2 protein-coding genes and 1 pseudogene are annotated in these 2,441 nt (G+C 60.6%); all 3 read left to right on the top strand.

The annotated features are described in order from the left end of the window. Positions 1 to 275: pseudogene (locus GOX53_RS29180) on the top strand (oxidoreductase); the annotation flags it as partial. A gap of 84 nt (positions 276 to 359) precedes the next feature. Beyond that, positions 360 to 1,271, top strand: a complete 912-nt coding sequence (locus tag GOX53_RS29175) for a sugar phosphate isomerase/epimerase (protein WP_171182381.1) — start codon at positions 360 to 362, stop codon at positions 1,269 to 1,271. Further along, positions 1,252 to 2,441: aldehyde dehydrogenase family protein (locus tag GOX53_RS29170; RefSeq protein WP_171182380.1), on the top strand; the 1,190-nt coding region annotated here is incomplete at its 3' end. The genes GOX53_RS29175 and GOX53_RS29170, both read left to right, overlap by 20 nt.

Here is a 2,441-nt window from a genome sequence, read left to right as displayed (position 1 = left end):
GGGGGCATGGCCATGGCGTCAGCCCGCAGGTCGAGCGGCTGGTCCGCACCGCGCGGGGCTTTCCCGAGGGCATCATCGAGGCCTGGGCCAACCTGTATACCGAGCTTGCCATGGCCGTGGCAGCCCGGCGGGACGGGGTGGTGCCGCCCCAAGGCTGGCTCGAATACCCGGATGTGGGGCAGGGCGCGGACGGGGTGCGCTTCATCGATGCCTCGGTCCGCTCGCACCGCTTCGGCGGCAAATGGGTGAAGCTTCGTACCGATCGTAGAAATTAGAATGACGATTTACATAACACCGGATATTCTGTAATACGTGAGATGACATCCTTAATATCTGACTAGAGAGAGTGGGTGTGAGACATGCCATCGACAAGCCGCAACACTGATGACCCTCTTTACTCGTTGGCGCATCTCACGCTGATTGGCTGCACGCCGCCCGAACTGGTCTACATCGCCGCCCGCGCCGGGTATGACGCGGTCAGCCCGCGGTTCATCCCAATGCATGTGCCTGGTGAATTCGAGCAATCCCCGATCGACAAGGCGCAGGTACAGGCCACCAAAACCGCTTTGTCCACAACGGGTTTGAAAGTTCTTGATGTTGAACTTGCGCGCATCACCGAAGATGTCGATCCGCGCAGTTTCGAGGCCTCTTTGGAAATCGGCGGAGAATTGGGCGCCAAACGCATAATCATGAGCGCGTGGACCAACACCCGCCATGATCGTGACTTCCTGATTGACGTCTATTCCGAGACCTGCGAACTGGCCGCGCCTTACGGGCTGAGTGTCGATCTGGAATTTCCGTCCTTTTCCCGTTTGCGCACGCTGGACGAGGCGCTGGATATCGTCCGCGCGGCCGATCAGCCCAATGGCGGCATTCTGGTCGACACGTTGTACCTGCACCTCAGCCGCGTGGACCTGGGTGAGCTTTTGCACGTCCCCTCGGAGCTGTTTCATTTCCTGCATATCTCGGACTGCCTGCCCGGCATCGCCGATACCCGAGAAGGCATGATCCAACTGGCGCGAGACGCGCGGCTCTATCCCGGTGAAGGCTGGATCGATTTCACCGGGATCATCGAACGGATGCCACCCGTCGACTATTCCCTCGAGCTTCCCAACCAAAGCCGTATCGCAGAACTGGGATATGAAGAACACGCGCGTCGCTGTCTAAGCCACGCCAAGCGAACTTTCGGCGCGGCGCGCTCGCAGCGGCGCTCGCCTGATGCAGCAATTCTAAAACACCAAGAGGATCACCATGGGCAAAGAGCTCACTGAAGAGGACCGCCAACTGGCGGCCGACATGCTGGCACGCGCCCGCGTTGCCATGTCCGAAATCGAGGACTGGGATCAGGACCGGCTGGATCGCCTGTCTCAGGCCATCGCGTGGTATGCGGGGAACGAAAAGACCTTTACGCGCCTGGCTCAGCAGGGCGTTGACGAAAGCGGTATCGGTGATCGCGAGGGACGCCCCGCGAAACGTTTCAAGATACACATGGTGCTGCGCGATGTCCTGCGCACCCCGTCAACCGGGATTGTCGAGGTTGATGAGAGCAGGGGGCTGGTCAAATACGCCAAGCCCGCCGGTGTTATTGCATCCCTGATCCCCATGACCAATCCGGCCATGACACCGCCCGTAACCGGTGTGTCCGCTGCAAATGCCCGGAACGCGATCATCTTCAGCCCGCATCCCCGCACCGCACACACGACTTACGAAATGGTCGAGGTCATGCGTACCGCCTGCCGCGCTGCAGGCGCGCCCGAGGACCTGTTCCAATCCATCCGCAAGCCGTCGATTCCGCTCACTCAGCACATCATGGAGATCTGCGATCTGACGCTGGCGACCGGCGGCAAACCCATGGTCAAGGCTGCCTACAGCTCGGGCCGGCCGGCCTATGGCGTGGGCGCCGGCAACTCGTCGATCGTGATCGACGAGACTGCCGATATCGAGATCGCCGCTGCCAATACCCGCATATCCAAAACCTCGGATTTCGGGTCAGGCTGTTCGGCGGATGGCAACATCATCATTCAGCGCTCGATCTACGACCGGATGGTCCGGGCGCTCAAGGCCGAGGGCGGATATCTTTGCAATGCCGAGGAAAAGGCCCTGTTGGAACAGGCCATGTGGGACGAAAACGGCAACCGCACCTTTCCGACCATCGCCTGCCGCCCACAACAGACCGCCGAGGTGGCGGGGTTTTCGATCCCCGAGGACCGAAAGTTCCTGATGGTCGAAAACCAGGGCCAGATCGGCAGGGAGCACAAGTTCTCGAAGGAGAAGCTGACCACGCTGATGGCGCTCTACCATTTCGACACATTCGACGATGCGCTGGACACCGTCCGGCAGATCTATGACGTGGGCGGCAAGGGCCATTCCTGCGGCATCTACAGCAATGATGACGATCATATCGACGCGCTGGCGCGGGTGGCGCCGGTCAGCCGCATGAT

The sequence above is a fragment of the Ruegeria sp. HKCCD8929 genome, assembly GCF_013031405.1.
Classification (GTDB): Bacteria; Pseudomonadota; Alphaproteobacteria; order Rhodobacterales; family Rhodobacteraceae; genus Ruegeria.
Note: the sequence above shows the minus strand (reverse complement) of the source record. Positions and strands in the feature narration are given on the sequence as shown.